This is a genomic window from Paenibacillus sp. PvP094, from assembly GCF_040546835.1.
In the GTDB taxonomy this organism is placed as follows: domain Bacteria; phylum Bacillota; class Bacilli; order Paenibacillales; family Paenibacillaceae; genus Paenibacillus; species Paenibacillus illinoisensis.
Genome location: NZ_JBEPOM010000001.1, coordinates 6,306,412 through 6,328,731, shown reverse-complemented (window position 1 = coordinate 6,328,731; position 22,320 = coordinate 6,306,412). Strand labels below are relative to the sequence as shown.

The following is a 22,320-nucleotide window of genomic DNA, read 5'->3' as shown; positions in this document are numbered from 1 at the left end:
AAAAGATCATGAAGAAATGGATGAACGGATTATCACGTCTCGGATTGTTTCCCAAGCTGTTTCTCGTCATGGTGGTAAGCATCGTTCTCGTTTCCGTACTTATTTTATGGACTACCGTCCATATGTCCACGAAGCTGTTTACCGAGACATTTAGCATCACAAATTCCAAGGTGCTTAGTCAGATTAAGACCACCTTCGAATCCTTTAATGATGCGATTGCGGCCGTCTCCAACAACGTAAGCCAAAGCGGGGCAATCCGCGGCTATCTGTCGGAGGGAGAGGGGGATTCTCTCACAATGGCCAAGTCCTATTATAATATGAGGGAATCGATGGACCGTATCCAGTCCATTATGGAATCCTACGAGGTCGGCATTACGATTAGCGGAATTAATGGGCGTACCTATTCTACGGACCGGTCCCACCTGAGGATGTCGCTGGAGGAGTTGAGAGAACTGCCAATTACGATCGACGCTGTGGAGACACCGAATCGGTTGATTTTTGATGATTACCGAACGGACACCGACGTTGGCACGCAGCAGATGATCTCAGCTACCAAAGCATTGGCGGATCGGACCCAGAGCCGGATTTACGGAACGCTCTATGTAACCATCAAAGAGAATGTGTTCCGTCAGTTTTACAGCAGTTTCACGAGTAGAGGCAACGATGTGGTCATCCTCAATGAAAATGGGGAAATTGTATCTTCCAACCGGGAGGAATGGATTGGTACGAAGCAGCTGGATCTTCTATCTTACGCCAGACAAATGGCCACGAAGAGCGAAAATAATGGTATAAACGCAAAGGTAATGGAGCAGGACAGCGTAGTCCTGTCCGAATATCTGCCGTTTTACCGTTTCTATATTATTAATGTCGTTGATAAGAATCAGGCTGTGGGACAATTGCTTGATCTCAAAACCATTGCCTTGATTTGTGCAGCCATTGTGGCTGGGGCGCTTGTGCTGGTGTTTCTAATCACCAACCAGATTACAAAGTCGCTGCGCAGGCTCGTGAAGCAAATGTCCAATATTACGAAAAGCGATCTCGATAACTACATTCCGGTTAGTGGAAGTTATGAGAGCAGGCAGCTTGGTCATGCGTACAATTACATGCTTGACGAGCTTCATGACTATGTGGATCAGCTCGTATTGACCCAGCGGGAACAGCGCAATGCAGAACTTGCGGCATTGCAAAGCCAGATTAATCCTCATTTTCTGTATAATACTCTGGCTTCGGTGAAGGTACTCGTACAGCAGGGGAACAAGGATCGGGCAGCAGAGACGATCAACGCATTGATTGCCTTACTGCAAAATACGATCAGCGATGTAAGCGAGACGGTCATGGTAGAGCAGGAAGTGGAGAACCTGAAGAACTATGTCTTCATCAATCATGTCCGTTATGGTGGACGAATCAAAGCGGCCTTCTATGTAGCTCCCGACTGTAATCACTACCATGTACCCAAACTTGTCATCCAACCGTTTATTGAAAATGCCTTCTTCCACGCCTTTAACCGCAAAGAGACCGGCACCATTCATGTTCTCGTCTCTCGGGCAGGAGAAACACTCATATGCGAAATCATGGATAACGGAGATGGCATTGAAGGGTTTTCAATGGGGGAATCTTTGCCTAATCCCAAAAATAATCGGCAGCTGTTTAGCGGCATTGGTATTCGTAATGTGCATGACCGGATTGAACTGCTGTATGGAGCCCCGTATGGTGTGACCATTATGAGTACACCAGGCGAGGGGACAAGAGTGACGGTGACACTTCCTCTGATTACAAGCTGAAGAAATGGCACGGATGCAATATGAGCTTACAAACGAACACGGATCAAAAGTCTTTCTGTGGAGTGGTCTCCACACGAAGGGCTTTTTTTATTTTGATAAATGAAAGCGGTGTTTTGCTTTAATGGTAAAATTTTTGGCTCGATCTACTCCGAAATCAAAAGGAATTACCAAAAAACAAATTTAATGCAAACGGTTTCTGTAAAGGTTTTCATTGTGGCAATAAGATGACAAATCCGTACAAAATTATTACTAACGAATGCCGATTTGGGAATGATAAGATGAATACATCGAAAGCAACCGCTTTCAGAAAACGCAAACAAATTACACACAAAGAGGTTGAAGGGGAGTTGAATGATTTGAAAAAAATGTGGGTATTGATGCTCGTTACTGTCCTGCTGTTGTCCGCATGTTCTTCCGGAGGAGGAGGCAACACGGCTAGCGAGGGTGAGAAAGCATCCAATGAGATTACGATCTGGGCATGGGACCCATCGTTCAACATTGCTGCATTGAATACAGCAAAAGAAGCTTACGCTAAAGATCATCCTGATGTAAAAATCAACGTTGTTGAATACGCACAAAATGATATTATCCAAAAACTTAACACAGGTTTGAACTCGGGAACAAGCAACGGTCTTCCAAACATCGTACTAATTGAAGACTACCGTGCACAAAGCTTCCTGAATGCTTACCCTGATGCCTTCAAGGATCTGTCTTCCAACTTCACGGCTTCTGACTTTGCCGATTACAAATTGGGACCGACAGCTTATGACGGCAAACAATATGGTGTTCCATTTGACTCCGGTGTAACGGGTCTCTACTACAGAACAGACCTGCTGGAGCAAGCTGGTTACAAAGCTGAAAATTTGCAAGACATCACGTGGGATGACTACATCCAAATCGGTAAAGATGTTAAAGCAAAAACAGGTAAAGATCTGATCACTCTTGATCCGAATGACCTGGGTCTGATTCGTATGATGATTCAATCCGCTGGTTCATGGTACTCCAAAGAGGATGGCAAAACACCTAACCTGGCTGGTAATGAAGCGCTGAAAGAAGCATTTGTTACCTACAAAGCAATGATGGATGCCAATGTGGTTAAACTGAACTCCGACTGGAGCCAGTTCGTAGCAGCATTCAACAATGGTGACGTAGCTACGATCCCGACAGGTAACTGGATTACACCATCCGTTCGTCAAGAAGCATCCCAATCCGGTCAATGGGCGGTAGCTCCGCTTCCTAAAATGGCTGGTCAACCAAACTCTGTACATGCATCCAACCTTGGAGGAAGCTCCTGGTATGTTATGAACAATGTTCCTGGTGCAGATCAAGCTGCAGACTTCCTGGGCAGCACGTTTGGTTCTGACAAACAATTGTATCAAGACCTGCTGAACGGTATCGGCGCAATCGGAACATACAAACCGGCTACTGAAGGTGAAGCATTTGAAAAAGCAGATGAGTTCTTCGGTGGACAAAAAATCTTTGCAGACTTCGCAAAATGGACTGAAGAAATCCCTAGCGTAAATTACGGTATTAACACATATGCAATCGAGGACATTCTGGTTGTTGAAATGCAAAACTTCCTGAACGGCAAAGCGATCGACGACGTTCTGGCTGATGCACAAAAACAAGCTGAAGCTCAATTAAACTAAGATGATCCACGGTAACTTATAGAACCCAAGGAAGCATCGGAGCCGTTCCACCGTCTGGCGAAGCAAACAGCCGACCGGACATGGTGGAAGGCTCCATGGGTTCTATCCATGTTGCATGGAGAGAGAGGAGCCATACTGTGAAAGCCATGAATACAGGAGACAGTCTCCAAAAGAAAAATAATTTGACTGGATGGGCTTTTATTTCGCTCGCTGTCATTGGGATCGTTGCATTCTACTTCTACCCGATGCTGCAGGCACTGCTCTTATCTTTCAAGTCTGGCGTGGGTGCCAATCTTGAATTTACGGGGCTCGATAACTATAAAAGGTTGTTTATTGATACAACATTCCGTACAGCCGTATCGAATACATTTTTGTACCTGATCATTCAAGTCCCTGTCATGATCATCCTCGGATTGTTCATTTCCGTTCTGTTGAATGACAGCACACTGCGCTTCCGCAGCTTTTTCCGTACTGCAATCTTTTTGCCTTGTGTAACCTCACTGGTTGCCTACTCTGTTGTATTCAAGTATTTGTTCTCTGCAGATGGAATGGTCAATCAATTCCTGATGAATCTGCATGTCATTGCTGAACCGATTCAATGGATCACCGACCCGTTCTGGGCTAAAATTACGATCATAATCGCCGTAACTTGGCGTTGGACCGGATATAACATGATTTTCTATCTGTCTTCCCTGCAAAATATCGATCAATCGATCTATGAAGCAGCACGGATTGATGGTGCAAATGCATTTACTCAATTTTTCAAAATTACAGTACCATTGCTCAAACCGATTATTCTGTTCACGTCCATTACATCAACGATTGGTACCTTGCAAATCTTTGATGAGATCATGAACATCACCAAGGGTGGACCGGGTAATGCTACGATGTCCATCTCGCAATACATCTATAACCTTTCGTTCAAATATTCACCGGACTTCGGATATGCGGCAACCGTTTCGTATTCCATCGTGCTGATGATTATTGTATTGTCCATCATCCAGTTTAAAGTGGCAGGTGATAAAAATGGCTAAGAACAAAGTGAAACGCATTTTCACCTATGTATTCCTGTCCCTTGTGGCCTTCATATCGATCTTCCCATTTTTCTGGATGCTCGTCAGCTCCACGAATGCTTCGGTAGATGTCACCAGAGGCAGATTGTTACCCGGCTCGGCTTTCCTGGATAACTTTACGAAGCTGTTGGATACGACCAATCTGGTACAGGCACTTGGCAACTCGGCCATTGTATCCGTTATTTCCACAGTGCTTGCGCTGTTGATTGGTTCCATGGCTGGTTACGGCTTTGAAGTGTACCGGACAAAATCACGTGACATCGTCTTCAACATCCTGCTGCTTTCCATGATGATTCCGTTCGCAGCCTTGATGGTACCACTCTATCGGATGTTTGCAACCATCTCGGGAATTGCACCGTTTATGGGTATTAATACGATGGCCGCAGTGATTCTGCCAACCATCACAACAGCGTTCCTGATCTTCTTCTTCCGTCAGAACACCAAAATGTTCCCGAAAGAGATGCTCGAAGCAGGCCGGATTGACGGTCTTAGCGAATTGGGTATCTTCCTGAAGATCTATATGCCTACAATGAAAACAACATATGCGGCAGCTGCGATCATTACATTCATGAGCAGCTGGAATAACTACCTGTGGCCACTCGTTGTGCTCCAGACACCAGATCAACAAACGATTCCATTGCTGATCTCCAATCTCGGCTCCAGCTACTCGCCGGATTATGGGGTGATCATGACAGCGATCGTCATCGCCACACTGCCTACAGCATTAGTGTTCTTCATTATGCAGAAACACTTTGTCGCTGGTATGGTTGGTTCTGTGAAATAAAGAAATAGTGGATGTCATCTGAAAAAACTGATGTAGAAAAAAACGCAGAGGACACCAGCAATGGTGTACCTCTGTCTTTCTGTTTGTTATTGGAAGAGGAAATACAGGTTTGAATCTTGAATAATTCATACTATACATTTCGCACTAGAGGGAGAGAGAGCCGATGAAAGCAACACAAGCAGATATCAACTGGCTGGGAAATGTAAGCGTTTTTGAGGTCAACCGTCTAAACGCTTACTCGGATCATCGTTATTACAGCACCATGGAGGAAGCACAGGCTTCAGGAACCATGAAGATGCGTTATGACCTGAACGGAACCTGGAAATTCAATTATGCCATTCGTCCGGATTGTCGGCCGGAGCTGTTCTACCAATCGGATTACTCGAGTGAAGGCTGGGATGACATCGAAGTGCCTGGTCACATTCAGCTTCAAGGATATGGCCAAATTCAATATGTGAATACACAATATCCTTGGGATGGATTGAACGAACTGCGTCCGCCAGCACTGCCACAGGACAAAAATGCAGTTGGAAGCTACATTCGGACGTTTCACCTGCCATCAGGATGGCAGAACAATCCGGTATTTATTTCCTTTCAGGGAGTGGAATCCGCATTCTATGTGTGGCTTAATGGACAGTTCGTGGGATACGGTGAAGATAGCTTCACCCCATCGGATTTCGATCTGACGCCGTTCCTTCAGGATGGAGAGAACAAACTGGCTGTGGAAGTATATCAACGCAGCACGGGCAGCTGGCTGGAAGACCAGGATTTCTGGCGCTTCTCCGGCATTTTCAGAGACGTATATCTCTATACGGTACCGGCAGCACATATCCGGGACCTTCGTGTGGTAACGGACCTGGACCAATCTTATACCAACGGTACGCTGAACCTCGATCTGAAGCTGGAAGGTAAAGCTGCTGCGGGAGCACGAGTTGAAGCTGAGCTGCGCGATGCTGAAGGGAACGCTTTGAGAACATTTGGTGGCGTGGATGTTACGAATGGTCTGGTTAGTCTTCGAGAAGAGTTCGGCAAGGTAAACCTGTGGAGTGCGGAAATACCGTATTTGTATCGTTTATACATCCGTGTATATGATGCTGCAGGTCAGCTGGTTGAAGTGGTTCCTCAGTCCGTTGGTTTCCGCAAATTTGAAATGATCGATAAAGTGATGCATATCAACGGTAAACGCATTGTATTCAAAGGAGTTAACCGTCACGAGTTCAATCCGCGCCGTGGCCGTGCCATTACCAAAGAGGACATGCTCTGGGATGTGCGTACCATTAAACAGAACAATATGAATGCGGTTCGTACATCACATTATCCGAATCAAAGCTTGTGGTATGAATTGTGTGATGAATACGGGTTGTATGTTATTGATGAGATGAACCTGGAGACACATGGTTCCTGGCAAAAGCTTGGCGCCGTTGAGCCTTCCTGGGTCATTCCTGGAGATAAACCAGAGTGGCATGACATTGTCATGGACCGGGCTGTATCCATGGTGGAGCGTGACAAAAACCACCCGTCCATTCTGATCTGGTCGTGTGGTAACGAGTCACATGGCGGTGAAGTTATCTATAAAGTATCCCAATACTTCAAATCAGCTGACCCAACGCGTCTCGTGCATTATGAGGGAGTTTTCCATGATCGTCGTTTTGATGAGACAAGTGATATGGAGAGTCGCATGTATGCCAAGCCAGCAGACATTGAGGAATTCCTGAATGCGAATCCGACCAAGCCTTACATCAGCTGTGAGTACATGCACGCCATGGGTAACTCCATCGGTGGCATGCACAAATATACGGAATTGGAAGACAAATACCCGATGTATCAGGGTGGATTTATCTGGGATTACATCGATCAATCCATTTACAAGAAAGACCGTTACGGCAAGGAATACCTCGCATACGGCGGAGATTTCGGCGATCGTCCTTCGGACTACTCGTTCTGTGGGAACGGCATCGTGCATGCGGATCGCAAAGTAACAGCAAAAATGCAGGAAGTGAAGTTCCTGTATCAAAATATTAAGTTGTTCCCGGATCGTGAAGGGGTCAAGATCATTAATGGAAACCTGTTTGCAGATACATCAGCATTGGAACTAGTGTACAGCCTGGAACGTGAGGGACATGAAGTGCTGCACGGAACGTTGGAGGTCAATGTACCTGCACAAAGCGAGAAAACAGTAAGTCTTCCGCTGGATACAGATACTCTGGCTGGTGGCGAATATGCGGTTAATGCTGCGTTTGTTCTCAAAGCGGCTACACTCTGGGCGGACAAAGGGGACGAAGTCGCGTTTGGCCAATTTATCTTCACACAAGATTCAGCTGTAACAGCTGCAGAGGATCTGAATCTGACAAATGATATTCAGGTGGTTGAAGGGGATGTGAACATTGGTGTCCGTGTAGGTCAAACTCACGTGCTGTTCTCCAAAGCCTTCGGAACTTTGGTATCCCTCAAACTGTCAGGCCGTGAGACGATTGCTCAGCCTCCTGCGCCATTGTTCTGGCGGGCGACGACGGATAATGATAAAGGAACTGCCATGGGCTTCGAACTTGGTGCGTGGTATGCCGCTAGTCTGCTGCCAAGATGTGTGGAGTGGAAGGCAGAACAGAAACCGGATCAATATCGCATTGAATTCACGTACAAGCTCAACATTTCTGCAGATGTGCAGGTAAAAGTGACTTATACTGTGCGTGCAGATGGAAGCGTGCATGTTCATAACGCCTACAAAGGTACAGCGGGCTTGCCTGACCTTCCGATTCATGCCTTGTCTTTCAAAACGTCACCGGAATATGGCAACGTGGAATGGCTGGCCATGGGTCCGGAAGAAAACTATGCGGATCGTGCATTTGGAGCACGCTTGGGCATTCATGGCAGTAAAGTGGCGGATACGGTTGCGCCATACCTGGTACCACAGGAATCGGGTAACCGCACAGGGGTACGCTGGGCAAAACTGACCGATGATGCAGGACGCGGCTTCAAAATTGAAGCTTCTGCAGCTCCGGTTGAGCTGAACGTATCGCCTTATACGGCATTCGAACTGGAGAACGCACAGCATGCATACGAACTGCCACCAGTACATTACACGGTGGTTACGGTAGCAGGCAAACAGATGGGTGTTGGCGGTGATGATAGCTGGGGTGCGCCGGTTCATCCGGAATATCGCATTGCCTCGGACGGCGAACTGGAATTTGAATTTGTCATTCGTTCACTGTAAGAGTCGTATCCTAATAAATGTAGAACAGGGGTCTCCGTGTATCGGATGACCTCTGTTTTGCTATGAAGAAATGGTCGCACAAGAGTAATTCCATGAAACCGCTACCGAAGCTATTTCGTACTATACGGGACATGGAACAAAGGGAGGGGCTTCATTATGAGCGGAAAGGCAAAAGCAGGTGTCTGGGTTACCGTACTGGCTGTACTCGGTATCATTGTGGGGTGTGTCATCTGGTATTTCAATACGGCTTCGGGTGAGCGGGCGCTGAAAACGATGAGATCCAACAATTCCGGAGGTCTGGAGCGGATCGTTAAAGTGTACAGTGACTCCGGGGAATTGATCCAGACCTATGAGGGGAAAATCGATGTGCAGGATACGGAATATGGCAATAAAGTTCTATTTGATCTGAATGGAAAGCGTGTTGTGATCTACAACGCAACGGTTATTACGGAAGAGAAATAACATGGAAAGAAAGAATATTTCTTGGTAGTCAAAGTTAAGACACACTTTTGCTTATGTTGTAAAATAAGGAAACTTGAGGTAAACAAATTTGGAGGTGAGAGGGGCATGTTCATGGAAATGTTATTTGCTCTAGTTGCGATCCTGGGTATGGGTGTGTTCTATGCTGTGCTCGTGTATTATCTCGTTCGTCTCATCTCCAAAAAAGCGTTTAAGCTTACGCTAACCAGGGCTGAGTCTATTGAAATTCTGGTTTGGCTGGGGATAGCGTTCTTCGGTATTGTGATGATTATTAAGCAGTATTGGAATTTATTCTTACCGGTAGTTCTTCTGCTGTTCTCCATGGTTAACTTTCGGCGCTCCAATCGGAAATACCGGGAGATGGAGAACCATGAACAGCCGGAGCATCATGGAGGTTTCTGAATGACATGGAAGTTTGGCTCTAAGAAATCGGCTGGTTGGAGCCCGTAACAGATGCTAAAGTGGAATAAGCCGTAACATCTTATTGAGGACTGCATACCGTCTTAATTAATGATTTCCATACATATTTGAAAGCAAATAAAAACAGGCCCTCTTTCGAGGGCCTATTTTTCATGGGAGAGGAGAAACCGGACGAAGAGCTTATGGGGAAACGTAAGTCTTCTCCGCGGTTGTCTACGACACTTGTGATGTCGATAATTATAGAATGGCCGAAAGGTTTCCTTTTTATACATATGCGTCAACAACGGGTCAACAATTTTTTGAAATGAATGGAGACAGACTATTTTTCAAACTGAACCCGAGTGTGGTACGATAGTTGTATCAATAAACTTACATAGAGAGAAAAGGTGACTCATCAGTGAGAGTGGTATCCGGGAGTGCGAAAGGCAGACCGCTGAAGGCTGTTCCTGGCAATGGAACACGTCCGACCACCGACAAGGTGAAGGAAGCGCTGTTTAGCATGATTGGCCCTTATTTTGAGGGCGGTACAGCATTGGATTTGTTTGCGGGTAGTGGTGGTCTCGGAATTGAGGCGCTGAGCCGCGGCATGGACAAGGCTGTTTTTGTTGATTTGGAATCCAAAAGTATTGAAGTGATCCGCGCCAATCTGAAGGCAACCAAGCTGGAGGATCAGGCAGCTATATACCGTAATGATGCAGGTCGTGCGTTAAAGGCGCTTGCAAAGCGAACGACACAATTTGATCTGGTGTTTCTCGATCCGCCTTACCGGATGAAAAACGGGGATGAGCTGATGCTTACGATGCATGAACTTGAACTGCTTAAACCGGAAGCGACGATCGTGCTTGAATATGAATCCAAATATAGTTACCCTGAGCAATTCGGCCCGTTTGAACAAACGCGCAAGGCTGTGTATGGGGAGACAGCTGTGTCCATCTATGATTATGCACCTGAGGCATCGAATGATGGAGAAAACAGCATAGCAGAAGAGGAGGCTCCTCATGACTGAAATGATACACAGGCAGGAACGGATTGCCGTATATCCCGGGAGTTTTGATCCCGTAACAATGGGCCATCTGGACATTATCGCCAGGGCGTCCAAGCAATTTGACCGCGTCATCGTGGCTGTACTGAATAATATGAGCAAAAATCCACTGTTCACGGTGGAAGAGCGTAAAGCGCTCATTACAGAAGTTACAGGGCATCTGCCCAATGTGGAAGTGGATAGCTTCCGTGATCTGACAGCCAATTATGTTCGGCAAAAGGAAGCTCAGGTCATCGTCCGTGGTATACGATCCGTGACTGATTTTGAATACGAGCTGCAGCTTGCTTCCACCAACAGCAAGCTGAACCCGGATGCGGAAACCATCTTTATGATGACCAATCCGAAATATTCGTATTTGAGCTCCAGTATCGTCAAGGAAATTGCTCATTACCATGGAGATGTAACCGATCTGGTGTCCCCGGAAGTGGAAACTGCACTTCGCCGGAAAATCAGCGAGAAAAACGGCGGTTAAACCAGTGGGTCAAGCCCGACAGGCTGATCATAATGGCAAGAATGATCGCAAGTCCGATACAGACTGCCGGGAAGCTGCTCCATAAAATCTCTGCCGCAGCGGTGTTGCCTTCAAGCTGGGATTGCATCGGCAGCAGAGTCGTCTCATCCGCGCTTGCAGAAGGCCAGAACGGAGCCCATACCTCTGCACTATAACGGCTGAAGGGTATCCATAGGAAGACACTTAAGGAAAAGGCAATCAACGCATGAAGCAAACGTACAGCAGCAAAATAGATCATGCTCTTGGCTGCCAATCCGGCTGACTTCATCACTGCTGAGACTTGTAAATGGGAGCACAGTCCGCCCCAACCAAGAACCGCAGCAATCAGGGAAATCGTAAGTATGGGAGCCCATGGAGTTTGACTTAAATGGTATGTGCCCAAATGCACTTCCAATACAGAAGGCCAGAGGGCAGCCGAACTGCCGGGTGTGATGTACAGGCCCAGAAGTCGTATAAACACGGCAAAACCGATGATGTAACCACCAGTCATCATTAGCGTCTGTACCGCATGAGATACGGTGTCACCTAGCAGTTTACCGAACCCGCGGCCATCTCGGGCCTGGGCTTCACGGGCTGCGTTCATCATTTGGAACCAAAGTCCATGTTGCGGGCTCCGTTTGGGGGGACTGGCTGTAGTGGTCTGTTTTTGACGACGGCGATTGAGCCGAATGGCAATCATTGCAGCAATCCATCCACTGAGCCAATGAATTATAAGCAGAAAGTATCCGGCAGCAGGCTGGTGAAGAAAAGCGGCACCTATGACCAAAATGATCATCATCGGATTGGTGAAATGAGCTACAGCGACCAGAATAATGGCCTGTTTGCCGGTTATTTGTTGATCCCGAACCAAACGTTGCGCCGTGTCAGCCCCAGCAGGAAATCCTCCACACATGCCGACGGCAAGGGCTAGTCCAGCATCGCCGGGTAGGCGAAACCAACGCTGCATCAGGGGTCCCAGCAAGACGCCGAGAGCGTCTGTAAAACCAAATGCAGTGAGCATTTGCGACAGCATCAGAAACGGAAGCATTGCCGGGAAGATAATTTTCCACCAGATGTCCAACCCTTGAATGGAGGCATCGAAGGCATCTTTCGGAGATACAACTACAGCGACGACCAGTAACAAAGCGCCGGTACTAAGTAGTACCGACCTGATCGGGTTGGATCCTGTAACCTCGGTCTGCATTGTCATCGTTTCACCTCATATGAAATAGCGCGGATTCATTCGGCTGCAGTAATCGGATTGGACGGCCGAATGACGTCCAGAGGACGGTTCGGCCTTGACCGGACAAGCGACAGAATACTGCGGCCTATCCGGCCTGTACCATTGTATGCGTGAGAATGAGGATGTTAGACTTATAATTATGGAAGAAACGCAAAGAACGGGGGCTCATGCGATGAATCGGATTCGAAAATCTGGCGGCTTCAGAGCTTCGATCTTTGTGATCGTGGTGGCTCTGGTTGTCTATGTTGCAGTGTATATGCCAACGCCATATATCATCTATATGCCTGGCAGCGCGGATGAAGTAAAACCGATGGTTACGGTGAAGGATGGGGACCAGGAAGAACGTGGTGTATTCATGATGACGACGGTGTCGGCAACGTATGCCAATGTGTTTTTGCTGGGTACGTCCTTGTTTAACCGAAATATGCAAATTGACAAAAAGGAAGACCGCCTGCAAGGAAAAACGGAAGCCGAGTACTCGGCCGAACAGGTATGGTTCATGAGCGATTCCCAATCTTCCGCCATGGAAGCGGCTTATGAGCAGGCGGGTGTTAAGTATTCCATTGTTCCTGAACATATCTTCGTGTTTGGTTTGTCGGAGGATCCGAAACCACAGGGAGATATTGCTCCTGGTGACATTATCCTGGGTGTGAATGGCACAGCTACACCGGATAACACGGTATTATCTGCCCTGTTGAAGGATAAAAAAGTGGGAGATACGGTAGAAATGCAATTGGAACGCGGAGGCGAGACGATTAGCCGTGATGTGAAGCTGATTGAAGTAAAAGACAGCAAAACGGGTGCTACCCGGCCTGGGCTGGGTGTAATGATCGGAACCGTACAGAAAGTAAAACCCGAAGATTCGAATAAACAAATTACGTTTACGGATACTCAGGTTGGGGGTCCTTCGGCCGGATTGATGTTTACCCTGGAAATTTATAATCAGCTTACTCCCGGGGACCTTACCCAAGGTCACCGAATAGCCGGCACGGGCACGATCACCAAGGAAGGCGTAGTCGGTCCCATTGGTGGTGTGGTGCATAAAATCGTTGCTGCGGATCGAAAAGAGGCGGAGATTTTCTTCGTTCCGAAACAGAATTATCAGGAAGCCGAAGCCAAAGCCGAACAGATTGGCACTAAAATGAAGCTGGTTCCTGTGAATACGGTAGATGATGCCCTGGCTTATCTGAAAACATTGTCTGCCAAATCATAAAAGCTTGAAATGGATTATGTGATTAGGAACAAGTGCGTTATCAAGGAAAAGTAAGAGCAGACAAATGGAAATCCCCTATGCGATCGTTTGAATAAACGACACGACATAGGGGATTTTTTTGATGAGAACATTTATGAACAATTTATTTACAATACAATGTTTAGCATCGAACTGGCGGCTCATAATAATCGCTATACATGGCTCGTGTGTCCGTCTGCTCATAAGAGAGGGCATACGCTGCTTGTGCCTGCACATCAAGCTCCAGCTGGTTGTGAGTAAAGGCAGAGGGTTTCAGCACAACAGGCAGGGACGAAGCCGTTTTCATCTGTTTCAAGAGACTTTGGCCCAGTGAATTGAATCCAAGGACACGAAGATAACCAGGTCCTTCGGCTAGCATGTCCGGGGTAAATTCAGCCTTGGCATGATTCAACAGAATATGGGTCAACATTCGCTGCAGCTTGGTGCGCGTATACCGCCTGGTTTTGAGTGCATCCAGCAGCGATTCGACCGATGGTTCCGGAAGCTGAGCCAGTGTGCGGAGCAGCCTGTGCTCCAATCCTTCCGTGACTTCGGCGATATTTGCCAGCTCGGAGGCACGGCGGGTCGCCGCGGTGTGCAGCAGTGGCTGGGCGAAGCGCTCCCAGTGCACGGGAGCGCGTCCCGCTTGCCATTCGCGCTGCAGAATGGCAAGTGTTGCCGCCGGCACATACGGCGCGGCGGCCTGGGGCCCGTCCGCCATCAGCAGGCGGCGGACGGCTGTTGCACTGGCGATCGCCCCCGGTCCGGGCGTCGCCTCATGATACGCGGCACCGGTGCGTGCCGTCGTCAAGGGCTGGATCGCGCTGCCGAGACGTTTCAGCGCGATCAGGTAGTGCAGCCCAAGCGAATTGTTGGGCTGCCCGAGCAGTGCGGCGGCGGCATCTTCGCTCACGCCGCCGGGCGCCAGCGCTGCTGCCGCGCCTGCGTACGCGGCGGGGTAGCTGGCGCCTTCCCGCAGGCGTCGCGCGATGTCCTCGCGCAGCCCTGCGGGCTCCACAGCCAGCACGCGCGCAATGCGCTGCAGGCTGTCCAGGTCGCCGGACTCGCTGCCGAAGCAGAGCGAGTCCACGACCCCGGTGCGGTGCAGCAGCGAGACCGCACCGAAGGCAAACCATTCCGCCGGTTGTACCGCATAGGCAACCGGCAGCTCAATCACCAGATCGGCGCCTGCGTGCAGCGCCATCTCCGTACGAGCCCTTTTGCCCACAATGGCGGGTTCCCCCCGCTGGAGAAAAGGGCCGCTCATGACGGCCACAAGGGCATCTGCACCGCTTAGACGTCTGGCCTCATTCAAGTGATAGACATGTCCGTTATGCAGCGGATTATATTCCACAATCACACCTACAGCTTTCATCATTGGGCACTCCTTTCAATAACAATGTTATATATCTTCAATACCTGACTGGGATTTTGTTCGCATTGGTCGATTAATGTCATTGCTGCTTCGCCGAGCAGAAACGTCTTGCTTAATAATAGGGGATACGAGCATCGTTATTCAAATAAAAGCGTTAAGAAAACGCCAAAAAAGCACGGTGTCGCATTCAGATGAATACGGCCCGTGCTTTCAGGGGAGTCATGGATGATCCTTTATTATTACTTCTGGAGATAAATTAAATGGCTTCCGGTGCAGGAATCAGGTTTGTTTTGGGACCAAAGAACTCATAATGAATATTCTCAGGTGAAACGCCAATCTCGCCCAGTGCCGCATACATCGTCTGCATAAAGGGGACAGAACCGGTCAAATAGTAATCGGATTCCAGGGGCTCGCGGATCATCTGTGACAGCCAGGCTGCATCAATATAACCCTCTCTGTGAAAACGCGATTGCTCGCGGTCATCTGGTGTTGGCTGAGCATAACAATACAATGCCTGTACGTTCTCATGCTGTTCTGCCAATGTATTTACATGATCCCGGAAAGCATGAACTTCGCCATTTAGGGCAGCATGGACAAAAGTGATTGAACGCTGGACATTCCTGTCAACCAGCGTGTTCAACATGCTGATCATCGGAGTGAGGCCAACGCCACCGCTCAATAATACGACATCGCGTGAATCCTCCGGGTTCAGTGTGAAATCGCCTGCAGGAGCAGACAATTCGACCAAGTCTCCTTCAGTGATATGGTCATGCAAATAGGTGGATATTACACCATCTGGTCGTTCCATCACAGCACTCTCACGTTTAACGGAAATGCGATAATACGGTTTTCCTGGAGCTTCCGAAAGGCTGTACTGTCTAATTTGGGCATATGCATTCCCCTTAGGTTTCATCCGGAGGCTGATATACTGTCCAGGTTGATATGTGCCTATGAGGTTGCCGTCCGTTGGCATCAGATAAAAGGAAGTAATCAGGTCGCTCTCCTTTACCTTTTTAGCAACCTGGAAGGATCGGAAACCTTCCCAGCCACCGTTTTGGTTCTCGCTCGCTGTGTACAGATCCTTCTCTAATCCAATAAAAACACCCGCAATGACATTGTAGGCTTCTGCCCACGCAGAAATAATCTCCTCGGTCGCAGCATCCCCCAGCACATCCTTGATCGCTTTCAGCAAATACGTGCCCACGATTTCGTATTGTTCCGGGGCGATGCCAAGACTGCGGTGTTTGTGCGCGACCTGGCGCACGGCTGGCAGGACTGCGGCGAGATTATCAATATGAAGGGCAGCAGCGTATACCATATTGGCAAGAGCGGCCTGCTGCCGTCCCTGTTTTTGGTTAGCGTGATTGAAAATGTTCAGCAGTTCAGGATGATGTGCAAACATTGTTTTATAAAAATGGCTGGTAATGGCTTCGCCGTGAACTTCAAGTACAGGTACGGTGGATTTGATCACTCGAATTGTATTTTCGCTTAACATGGATTTTTCCTCCCATAAATGGATTGACAAATTAGATGGATAACCTTGCGCCATTTATCTATTATGCGTGGCATATAGCAAGTATAGATAGGGTCTAAAGGGGGACGTGTGATCTACATCACACGAATAATTAAAGAAATGTGTCCGTCATGCAAGTAAAAGGATTAGCTTGTAGTATGGCGGAGAGAAAGTTTATAATGCTGAAGAGTGTTTTTATCGTTCGGGTATCTTTCTTTTCCAAAAGGGTGTAAAGTTAAAAGTGTTGACAAACGTCTTGGAAAATCGGTATAATGATTTTTGTTTGTTAAGTCAATTTCATAATACTTTTAACGATGAATCGTCAGAATACATACAGTCAAGATATGAAGTGCACAACGATCAGACTTGATCTGTATAACTGCCGTCAAGCATTTAACATGAATTATGAAATTGGTTTCGTTTGGAGTGATGGGAAATGTTATTGCCATTTCGCAAAGTGGCTATCAGTGACCGACCCCTGCAGTTCAATGAACAGTGGGATATTAAGGAACTGATTTCTAACCGACAAGATATCACAGCCGTTACCCCGCTGACTGCGGATTTATCTGCAGAACAAGCAACGGGGGGCGTGGTGGATGTTCATGGCAAAGTGTCAGCAGGAGTGGACATGTTGTGCTCACGTTGTCTCAAGCCGATTAGTGAACATCTTCATATTGATTTTCATGAGCAATTCAAGCAGGGAGAACAGCCGGAGGACTTGCCTGAAGAAGATGATACTGTCTATGTGGATGGAGAGGACATCGATCTGAAGCTATATGCCGAGGAAGCTTTTCTGCTGCACCTACCGTTTATACCGCTATGCAGCGATACATGCAAAGGGCTATGTCCAAAGTGTGGCCATGAGCTGAACGAGGGTGACTGCGGTTGCGATAACGAAGTTATCGACCCGCGGCTTGCAGGGCTCAAGGATTTTTTTAAATGAGCAAATGAAAATCTAGTGTAACAACTACCTGCAAAGGTTGATTTTGATAAGGAGGTGGGAATAATGGCAGTACCTCAACGGAGAACGTCCAAGACGCGTCGCGACAAACGTCGCACTCACTTTAAATTGGCTGTACCGGGCATGGTGAAATGTGAACAATGCGGCGAATTGAAGCTTGCTCACCACGTGTGCAAAGTGTGCGGAACGTACAAAGCAAGAGAGATCATCTCTCAATAATAGTTAGACATCAAGTAGTACTTCATTTCGATGAGGTACTACTTTTTTTGAATGTTCAAATTCATGTTCGTGTTAAGGGCTGGACTGACTTCGGTTGATTGTTTCAAGAAGAAAGATTCGTAGAATGCAGGAGAGCGGCTGTTTAGCAGAGAGTGGTTTTTGCCCGCCCAGTCTTTCTTTTTGACACAGGATGAGATATACTATGCTTTAGTACCAGGTTCTAAGATTTGGGGTTACATAGAGAAGAACCATAAATTCGTGTGTTGAATAACCTCTGAAGATCAGAGGCTCAATTATAGAGAACGAAGTGAAATGATAGAACGGACCTGCATGGGACGCTTTCTTATACGATACAGCGGGGGGTGTCAGGCATCGAACGTGTACCGAAGAGACAGAGGCAGCAGCAATTGACCAAAATGATCGAAGACAATCCGTTTGTGACGGATCAGGAACTTACGCGCCAATTGAAGGTGAGTATTCAAACGATTCGCCTCGACCGTCTGGAGCTGGGGATTCCCGAGCTTCGTGAACGAATGAAACTGATGGCCGAGCGTTCGTATGACCAGGTACGCTCGCTGCCTCTGCATGAGATTATCGGTGATATTGTAGATTTGCAGCTGGACAAAAGTGGGATCTCCTTGTTTGAGATCAAGGAAGAGCATGTATTTTCGAGGACGGGAATTGCTCGTGGTCACTATGTATTTGCCCAGGCTAACTCCCTGGCAGTCGCTGTCATTAATGACGAGATTGCATTGACGGCTTCGGCCGATATTCGATTTGTTCGTTCGGTTCATCTGGCCGAGAAATGTATTGCGAAAGCGTATGTGAGATCGATCTCGGGTCAAAAGGGGAAAGCAAAAGTTGAAGTGTTCACCTATGTAGGTGAGGAAATGGTGTTTCAAGGCAACTTTGTCATCTACCGTTCGGGTGGAGACGACAGCCTAGAGGGAGGTCATCTGGAATGAAAATCGTCATTGATGCCATGGGAGGCGATCATGCACCCCAGGCAACGGTAGAAGGTGCAATTGCTGCCGCCACGGAATGGGCAGATACACAGATCGTGCTTGTTGGCGATGAAGCCAAGCTGGAACCGCTTTTGAATCAGTCCGCTGCGAAGCCAGCTAACCTGTCTGTTCGTCATGCTTCGGAAGTGATCGGTTCGGATGACGAACCTGTTAGGGCCGTTCGTCGCAAAAAGGATGCTTCCATGGTGGTCGCGGGCCGCATGCTTAAGGAAGGCGAAGCAGATGCCATGATCTCTGCAGGTAATACCGGAGCGCTTATGACAACCGGTCTGCTGGTGGTGGGCCGCATGGAAGGTATTGAACGACCGGCACTTGCACCGATGATTCCAACAATAGATGATGTTGGGGTGCTTGCGCTTGACCTGGGTGCCAACATGGATGCCAAGCCCGAACATTTGGCACAATATGGACTTATGGGTAGCTTATATCGGCAGAAAGTACAAGGAGTCGACTCACCCCGAGTGGGATTGCTCAATGTCGGAACGGAGCCGGGCAAAGGGAATGAACTAACGAAGCACGCATATCCGCTACTGGAGCAGCTTCCGATTCGTTTTGTCGGTAATGTGGAAGCTCGCGATGTACTTACAGGTGCATGTGACGTGCTTGTCTGTGACGGATTTGCCGGTAACATATTGCTGAAATCACTGGAAGGCACAGCAGGTGCCATCTTTGCATTGCTTAAGGAACAGTTCTCATCTTCGCTCAAAAGCAAACTGGCTGCAGCGGTGCTGATGCCTGAGCTGCGCGGGCTGAAACGGAAACTGGATTATACCGAGCATGGCGGTGCGCCGCTTCTCGGGTTGAGCAGACTGGTAGTGAAAAGCCATGGATCAGCGGATGGCAATGCGATCAAAAACGCTGTACGCCAAGCTAGAATTGCAGTGCAGAACCAATTGGTGGAAAGCATATCTAAGGAAATTAGCGGGAAGTGAGTGACGACATGAATAATTTGCGCCCGGTAGGGGTTATCGGTACAGGGAAATATGTACCGGAGAAAATTTTGACCAACAGTGACCTTGAGAAAATGGTAGATACCAATGACGAGTGGATCGTTAGCCGCACTGGAATCAAGGAACGTCATATCGCAGCTCCGGATCAGGCGACTTCAGACCTGGCATACGAAGCAGCGATGAAGGCGCTTGAGTCTGCTGGAATGACAGGCAGTGATCTGGATCTGATCATCGTAGCCACAATTACGCCGGACTCAGCATTTCCGTCTACGGCCTGCATTTTGCAGGATAAGCTCGGTGCCAAAGGCGCTGCGGCGTTTGATTTGTCCGCTGCATGTTCAGGATTTGTGTATGGCCTGGCAACAGCAACCAGCTTTATCCAAAGCGGCATGTATAACAACGCGCTTGTTATTGGCGCGGATTGTCTATCCCGGATTACGGACTATACAGACCGTAACACATGCGTATTGTTCGGTGACGGAGCGGGCGCAGTGGTTATTGGCGAAGTTCCTGAAGGTCGTGGATTCAAATCGTTTGATCTTGGAGCGGAAGGTGCTGGTGGCGGCCTGCTTCAACTGGAGGGTGGCGGTTCCCGTCTGCCTGCGTCCGCAGAGACGGTTGAGAATAAAAAACACTACATTTACATGAATGGCCGTGAAGTGTTCAAATTTGCCGTGCGTGTAATGGGTACAGCGACGGATGAAGTTCTGCGTAAAGCAGGCTTGGAGCGCACGGACGTGGATCTGTTTGTTCCTCATCAGGCCAATATTCGTATCATTCAATCCGCCATGCAGCGACTTGAGCTTCCGGAAGAAAAAGTGGTTGTCAACGTAGACAAATACGCCAATACTTCGGCAGCATCCATTCCGCTTGCATTGGTGGAGGCGGCTGAAGAAGGCCGTATGAAAGCCGGCGACACCATCTTGATGGTTGGATTCGGGGGCGGACTGACTTGGGGTGCCTCTGTACTCGTTTGGTAAATTAGATAGCTGGGAGAGATAAATCTAATGAGCAAAATCGCATTTGTATTTCCCGGACAGGGATCACAGGCTGTAGGCATGGCCAAGGACGCGTATGAGTCTGTGCCTGCGGCAGCAGAAATTTTCCGTACAGCCGATGATGTGCTGGGCTTCTCGCTGAGCAATCTCGTGTTTGAAGGACCAGAGACCGAGTTGAAACAGACATCAAATACGCAACCGGCTCTGCTCACTGCGAGTATTGCACTGCTTGAGGCTTTTAAAGAAAAAGGGATTGAGCCCGACTATACGGCTGGACACAGTCTGGGTGAATACAGTGCTCTCGTTGCAGCGGGCGTTCTGTCATTTGCTGACGCCGTGAGCATTGTACGGGCACGTGGTCAGTATATGGAACAAGCAGTACCAGGCGGGCAGGGAGCAATGGCTGCTGTTCTGGGTGCGGATCGGGAAGCGCTGGGGGTGCTTTGCCGGGACGTATCCGAAACGGGTCACGCGGTTGAACTGGCTAATATGAACTGTCCGGGTCAAATTGTTATTTCCGGTGTTAAGGAAGGTGTGGCTGCTGTAGCGGAACGGGTGAAGGAAGCTGGCGGCAAGCGTGCTATTCCACTGGAAGTTAGCGGTCCTTTTCATTCCTCATTGATGAAGGAAGCTGCTGGGAAACTGGCAGAGAAACTGAAGACCGTAACATTCTCGCCAGCCAAGGTTCCTGTAGTCGCTAACGTGACAGCAAGACCTGTGGAAAATGGACAGGTTCAACAATTGTTGACGGAACAGGTCTATTCTCCGGTTTTATGGGAAGACAGTGTGACATGGCTTATTGAGCAAGGTGTAGATACCTTCATTGAGATTGGTTCTGGAAGTGTATTGACCGGATTGATTAAAAAAACAGATAAATCCGTAAAATTGTACAATGTGAACAGTCTTGAAACGCTTGAAGCGACTGCAGCTGCATTAAAGTGATTAAATGACAGGTTATTTGGGGAAAGGAGGAATTAGGTTGTCTAAACCGTTAGAAGGTAAAAATGCACTGGTTACAGGGGCATCTCGCGGGATTGGCCGCAGCATTGCACTTGCTCTGGCTGAAGCTGGTGCCAATGTAGCCGTAAACTATGCAGGCAGTCAGGCTGCTGCTGATGAAGTGGCGGAAGAGATTCGTGCCAAGGGAGTTCAGGCGATTACCATTCAGGCGAATGTTGGAGTAATGGATGAAGCTGAACAAATGGTCAAGGCTACTCTTGAAGCATGGGGCAATGTTGACATTCTGATTAACAATGCAGGAATTACACGTGATAATCTGATCATGCGCATGAAAGAGGAAGAGTTTGATCAGGTTATTGAGACCAATCTCAAAGGGGTATTTAACTGCCTAAAAGCCGTGACTCGTCCAATGATGAAACAACGCTCAGGCAGAATTATCAATATCTCTTCTGTGGTTGGTGTTCTGGGTAATGCCGGACAAGCCAACTATGTTGCTGCCAAAGCGGGGGTCATCGGTCTGACCAAGGCGTCGGCTCGTGAATTGGCTTCCCGTGGCATCACGGTTAACTGTGTAGCACCTGGGTTCATTGAGACGGATATGACCAAGGAATTGTCACAGGAACTCGTAGATGGTATGCTGAGTGGCATTCCGCTGTCCCGACTGGGTCAGCCGGATGAAATTGCCGGAGTTGTTACATTCCTGGCATCGGGAGCTTCATCGTATATGACAGGGCAGACATTGCACGTCGATGGCGGCATGTATATGTAAAACTTCCCGGACTTAAATCAATAGTCGGGGAACAGGCGCTGGACGATCCGAAATGCCGGAAAAAGGCCGGATTCCCCGGCCGGGAGCCGCATATGTCTTCTATGGCATTTTGCCTGCGATTCTCGTATAATACCAAGGAGGAGGTG

General features: G+C 48.2%; 20 protein-coding genes. 17 read left to right on the top strand and 3 right to left on the bottom strand.

Translation table 11 applies throughout. The annotated features are described in order from the left end of the window. The first annotated feature begins 8 nt into the window (after window positions 1–8). From ABIC22_RS28600 to coaD, 9 genes are all read left to right on the top strand, one after another. Window positions 9–1,781: a sensor histidine kinase gene (locus ABIC22_RS28600; protein ID WP_354485456.1), complete on the top strand. Its 1,773-nt coding sequence runs from the start codon at window positions 9–11 to the stop codon at window positions 1,779–1,781. A 365-nt stretch (window positions 1,782–2,146) separates the two neighbouring features. Continuing rightward, a complete protein-coding gene (locus ABIC22_RS28595; RefSeq protein WP_483312607.1) occupies window positions 2,147–3,430 on the top strand; it encodes an ABC transporter substrate-binding protein in 1,284 nt (427 codons plus the stop codon). A gap of 146 nt (window positions 3,431–3,576) precedes the next feature. After that, entirely contained in the window at window positions 3,577–4,464 is an 888-nt protein-coding gene (locus ABIC22_RS28590) for a carbohydrate ABC transporter permease (protein WP_095287984.1), read from the top strand. Beyond that, window positions 4,457–5,287, top strand: coding sequence for a carbohydrate ABC transporter permease (locus tag ABIC22_RS28585; protein ID WP_127536299.1), 831 nt, complete (start codon window positions 4,457–4,459; stop codon window positions 5,285–5,287). The genes ABIC22_RS28590 and ABIC22_RS28585 overlap by 8 nt, the downstream gene beginning before the upstream one ends. Window positions 5,288–5,450: 163 nt before the next feature. Next, the gene (gene lacZ, locus ABIC22_RS28580) at window positions 5,451–8,498 is read left to right on the top strand and encodes a beta-galactosidase, LacZ type (protein WP_354485453.1); all 3,048 of its coding nucleotides are present in this window, start codon (window positions 5,451–5,453) and stop codon (window positions 8,496–8,498) included. Window positions 8,499–8,654: 156 nt separating this feature from the next. Beyond that, entirely contained in the window at window positions 8,655–8,960 is a 306-nt protein-coding gene (locus ABIC22_RS28575; protein ID WP_127536297.1) for a hypothetical protein, read from the top strand. 111 nt (window positions 8,961–9,071) lie between these two features. After that, a complete protein-coding gene (locus ABIC22_RS28570) occupies window positions 9,072–9,380 on the top strand; it encodes a hypothetical protein (protein WP_127536296.1) in 309 nt (102 codons plus the stop codon). Window positions 9,381–9,795: 415 nt separating this feature from the next. Beyond that, window positions 9,796–10,404 carry a 16S rRNA (guanine(966)-N(2))-methyltransferase RsmD gene (gene rsmD, locus ABIC22_RS28565; protein ID WP_095287869.1) on the top strand — a complete coding sequence of 203 codons (609 nt, stop codon included), beginning with the start codon at window positions 9,796–9,798 and terminating at the stop codon, window positions 10,402–10,404. A gap of 1 nt (window position 10,405) precedes the next feature. Then, window positions 10,406–10,912 carry a pantetheine-phosphate adenylyltransferase gene (gene coaD, locus ABIC22_RS28560; protein WP_110822714.1) on the top strand — a complete coding sequence of 169 codons (507 nt, stop codon included), beginning with the start codon at window positions 10,406–10,408 and terminating at the stop codon, window positions 10,910–10,912. Here coaD and ABIC22_RS28555 read toward each other — a convergent pair. Then, entirely contained in the window at window positions 10,890–12,140 is a 1,251-nt protein-coding gene (locus ABIC22_RS28555; protein WP_354485450.1) for a nucleoside recognition domain-containing protein, read from the bottom strand. The two genes, coaD and ABIC22_RS28555, sit on opposite strands and share 23 nt — an antisense overlap. A 205-nt stretch (window positions 12,141–12,345) precedes the next feature. On the opposite strand from ABIC22_RS28555, the gene ABIC22_RS28550 reads away from it, so the two are divergent. Then, on the top strand, window positions 12,346–13,386 hold the full coding sequence (locus ABIC22_RS28550) for a SepM family pheromone-processing serine protease (protein WP_127536293.1): 1,041 nt from the start codon (window positions 12,346–12,348) through the stop codon (window positions 13,384–13,386). 160 nt (window positions 13,387–13,546) lie between these two features. Here the strand turns inward: ABIC22_RS28550 and ABIC22_RS28545 are convergent, their stop codons facing one another. Next, the gene (locus ABIC22_RS28545; protein WP_354486132.1) at window positions 13,547–14,779 is read right to left on the bottom strand and encodes a nucleotidyltransferase; all 1,233 of its coding nucleotides are present in this window, start codon (window positions 14,777–14,779) and stop codon (window positions 13,547–13,549) included. 256 nt (window positions 14,780–15,035) lie between these two features. Continuing rightward, window positions 15,036–16,274 (bottom strand): NO-inducible flavohemoprotein, encoded by a 1,239-nt coding sequence (gene hmpA, locus ABIC22_RS28540; protein WP_354485448.1) that lies wholly within the window; start codon window positions 16,272–16,274, stop codon window positions 15,036–15,038. A gap of 454 nt (window positions 16,275–16,728) precedes the next feature. Here hmpA and ABIC22_RS28535 point away from each other — a divergent pair, with 454 nt between their 5' ends. The 7 genes from ABIC22_RS28535 to fabG all read left to right on the top strand — a co-directional run bounded on the left by ABIC22_RS28535 (window position 16,729) and on the right by fabG (window position 22,174). Continuing rightward, entirely contained in the window at window positions 16,729–17,235 is a 507-nt protein-coding gene (locus ABIC22_RS28535) for a YceD family protein (protein ID WP_127536290.1), read from the top strand. Between the two features lie 63 nt (window positions 17,236–17,298). After that, on the top strand, window positions 17,299–17,472 hold the full coding sequence (rpmF, locus tag ABIC22_RS28530) for a 50S ribosomal protein L32 (protein ID WP_090923906.1): 174 nt from the start codon (window positions 17,299–17,301) through the stop codon (window positions 17,470–17,472). Between the two features lie 416 nt (window positions 17,473–17,888). Next, entirely contained in the window at window positions 17,889–18,437 is a 549-nt protein-coding gene (gene fapR / locus ABIC22_RS28525) for a transcription factor FapR (RefSeq protein WP_221192561.1), read from the top strand. Continuing rightward, window positions 18,434–19,429: a phosphate acyltransferase PlsX gene (gene plsX, locus ABIC22_RS28520; RefSeq protein ID WP_154893609.1), complete on the top strand. Its 996-nt coding sequence runs from the start codon at window positions 18,434–18,436 to the stop codon at window positions 19,427–19,429. Before fapR ends, plsX begins: the two co-directional genes overlap by 4 nt. 8 nt (window positions 19,430–19,437) lie before the next feature. Then, entirely contained in the window at window positions 19,438–20,427 is a 990-nt protein-coding gene (locus ABIC22_RS28515) for a beta-ketoacyl-ACP synthase III (protein ID WP_095358718.1), read from the top strand. Window positions 20,428–20,454: 27 nt separating this feature from the next. Beyond that, window positions 20,455–21,387 (top strand): ACP S-malonyltransferase, encoded by a 933-nt coding sequence (gene fabD / locus ABIC22_RS28510; protein WP_354485444.1) that lies wholly within the window; start codon window positions 20,455–20,457, stop codon window positions 21,385–21,387. A gap of 37 nt (window positions 21,388–21,424) precedes the next feature. Beyond that, window positions 21,425–22,174, top strand: coding sequence for a 3-oxoacyl-[acyl-carrier-protein] reductase (gene fabG / locus ABIC22_RS28505; RefSeq protein ID WP_354485443.1), 750 nt, complete (start codon window positions 21,425–21,427; stop codon window positions 22,172–22,174). Window positions 22,175–22,320 lie beyond the last annotated feature (146 nt).

Excerpts from the sequence above, each read along its gene's own strand:
- coaD (WP_110822714.1), top strand. The coding sequence starts at position 10,406 with ATGATACACAGGCAGGAACGGATTGCCGTATATCCCGGGAGTTTTGAT.
- rpmF (WP_090923906.1), top strand. The coding sequence starts at position 17,299 with ATGGCAGTACCTCAACGGAGAACGTCCAAGACGCGTCGCGACAAACGT.
- ABIC22_RS28515 (WP_095358718.1), top strand. The coding sequence starts at position 19,438 with ATGAATAATTTGCGCCCGGTAGGGGTTATCGGTACAGGGAAATATGTA.
- plsX (WP_154893609.1), top strand. The coding sequence starts at position 18,434 with ATGAAAATCGTCATTGATGCCATGGGAGGCGATCATGCACCCCAGGCA.
- hmpA (WP_354485448.1), bottom strand. The coding sequence starts at position 16,274 with ATGTTAAGCGAAAATACAATTCGAGTGATCAAATCCACCGTACCTGTA.
- ABIC22_RS28585 (WP_127536299.1), top strand. The coding sequence starts at position 4,457 with ATGGCTAAGAACAAAGTGAAACGCATTTTCACCTATGTATTCCTGTCC.
- ABIC22_RS28590 (WP_095287984.1), top strand. The coding sequence starts at position 3,577 with ATGAATACAGGAGACAGTCTCCAAAAGAAAAATAATTTGACTGGATGG.
- ABIC22_RS28575 (WP_127536297.1), top strand. The coding sequence starts at position 8,655 with ATGAGCGGAAAGGCAAAAGCAGGTGTCTGGGTTACCGTACTGGCTGTA.
- ABIC22_RS28555 (WP_354485450.1), bottom strand. The coding sequence starts at position 12,140 with ATGACAATGCAGACCGAGGTTACAGGATCCAACCCGATCAGGTCGGTA.
- ABIC22_RS28595 (WP_483312607.1), top strand. The coding sequence starts at position 2,147 with ATGTGGGTATTGATGCTCGTTACTGTCCTGCTGTTGTCCGCATGTTCT.
- lacZ (WP_354485453.1), top strand. The coding sequence starts at position 5,451 with ATGAAAGCAACACAAGCAGATATCAACTGGCTGGGAAATGTAAGCGTT.
- ABIC22_RS28550 (WP_127536293.1), top strand. The coding sequence starts at position 12,346 with ATGAATCGGATTCGAAAATCTGGCGGCTTCAGAGCTTCGATCTTTGTG.
- ABIC22_RS28545 (WP_354486132.1), bottom strand. The coding sequence starts at position 14,779 with ATGAAAGCTGTAGGTGTGATTGTGGAATATAATCCGCTGCATAACGGA.
- fabD (WP_354485444.1), top strand. The coding sequence starts at position 20,455 with ATGAGCAAAATCGCATTTGTATTTCCCGGACAGGGATCACAGGCTGTA.
- ABIC22_RS28535 (WP_127536290.1), top strand. The coding sequence starts at position 16,729 with ATGTTATTGCCATTTCGCAAAGTGGCTATCAGTGACCGACCCCTGCAG.
- fapR (WP_221192561.1), top strand. The coding sequence starts at position 17,889 with ATGATCGAAGACAATCCGTTTGTGACGGATCAGGAACTTACGCGCCAA.
- ABIC22_RS28600 (WP_354485456.1), top strand. The coding sequence starts at position 9 with ATGAAGAAATGGATGAACGGATTATCACGTCTCGGATTGTTTCCCAAG.
- ABIC22_RS28570 (WP_127536296.1), top strand. The coding sequence starts at position 9,072 with ATGGAAATGTTATTTGCTCTAGTTGCGATCCTGGGTATGGGTGTGTTC.